Here is a 1737-nt window from a genome sequence, read left to right on the forward strand (position 1 = left end):
CGGACGTCCTACACCCTTACCCCGGGACAACCACCGCCCGGGCTGGACTACCTTCCTGCGTCACCCCATCACTTACCTACTACCACCTTGGATCAGCGGCTCCACCACTCCCCTCAACTCCGAAGAGATCAGGGCGGCTTCACGGCCTTAGCATCAGAGGATTCGATATTGGGCGCTTCAAAGCGGGTACCGGAATATCAACCGGTTGTCCATCGACTACGCCTGTCGGCCTCGCCTTAGGTCCCGACTTACCCTGGGCAGATCAGCTTGACCCAGGAACCCTTAGTCAATCGGCGCACACGTTTCCCACGTGTGTATCGCTACTCATGCCTGCATTCTCACTCGTGAACCGTCCACAACTACCTTCCGGCGCTGCTTCACCCGGCACACGACGCTCCCCTACCCACCACAACAACCGTTAGGTCTCATGCTGCAGTGACACGACTTCGGCGGTACGCTTGAGCCCCGCTACATTGTCGGCGCGGAATCACTTGACCAGTGAGCTATTACGCACTCTTTCAAGGATGGCTGCTTCTAAGCCAACCTCCTGGTTGTCTCTGCGACTCCACATCCTTTCCCACTTAGCATACGCTTAGGGGCCTTAGTCGATGCTCTGGGCTGTTTCCCTCTCGACCATGGAGCTTATCCCCCACAGTCTCACTGCCGCGCTCTCACTTACCGGCATTCGGAGTTTGGCTAAGGTCAGTAACCCGGTAGGGCCCATCGCCTATCCAGTGCTCTACCTCCAGTAAGAAACACACGACGCTGCACCTAAATGCATTTCGGGGAGAACCAGCTATCACGGAGTTTGATTGGCCTTTCACCCCTAACCACAGGTCATCCCCCAGGTTTTCAACCCTGGTGGGTTCGGTCCTCCACGAAGTCTTACCTCCGCTTCAACCTGCCCATGGCTAGATCACTCCGCTTCGGGTCTTGAGCGCGCTACTAAACCGCCCTATTCGGACTCGCTTTCGCTACGGCTTCCCCACACGGGTTAACCTCGCAACACACCGCAAACTCGCAGGCTCATTCTTCAAAAGGCACGCAGTCACGACGCAGAGACAAGTCTCTGCGCGACGCTCCCACGGCTTGTAGGCACACGGTTTCAGGTACTATTTCACTCCGCTCCCGCGGTACTTTTCACCATTCCCTCACGGTACTATCCGCTATCGGTCACCAGGGAATATTTAGGCTTAGCGGGTGGTCCCGCCAGATTCACACGGGATTTCTCGGGCCCCGTGCTACTTGGGAAATACGCAAGAGAGCCGTACAGATTTCAGCTACGGGGGTCTTACCCTCTACGCCGGGCCTTTCGCATGCCCTTCGCCTACCCATACGGTTTCTGACTCTCCGACCGGCCGGCAGACCGATCCAGCACACTCCCACAACCCCGCATGCGCAACCCCTGCCGGGTATCACACACATACGGTTTAGCCTCATCCAGTTTCGCTCGCCACTACTCCCGGAATCACGGTTGTTTTCTCTTCCTGCGGGTACTGAGATGTTTCACTTCCCCGCGTTCCCTCCACACTGCCTATGTGTTCAGCAGCGGGTGACAGCCCATGACGACTGCCGGGTTTCCCCATTCGGACACCCCCGGATCAAAGCTCGGTTGACAGCTCCCCGGGGCCTATCGCGGCCTCCCACGTCCTTCATCGGTTCCTGGTGCCAAGGCATCCACCGTGCGCCCTTAAAAACTTGGCCACAGATGCTCGCGTCCACTGTGCAGTTCTCAAA

At 57.7% G+C, this 1737-nt stretch carries 1 rRNA gene (only partly in view); it reads right to left on the reverse strand.

Features of this window, described 5'->3' with window-relative positions:
• Positions 1-1704, reverse strand: a 23S ribosomal RNA gene (locus ABZ562_RS40990) (it extends 1272 nt beyond the left edge of the window).
• Positions 1705-1737: the final 33 nt, after the last annotated feature.

Source organism: Streptomyces sp. NPDC019937, from assembly GCF_040631655.1.
Lineage (GTDB): Bacteria > Actinomycetota > Actinomycetes > Streptomycetales > Streptomycetaceae > Streptomyces.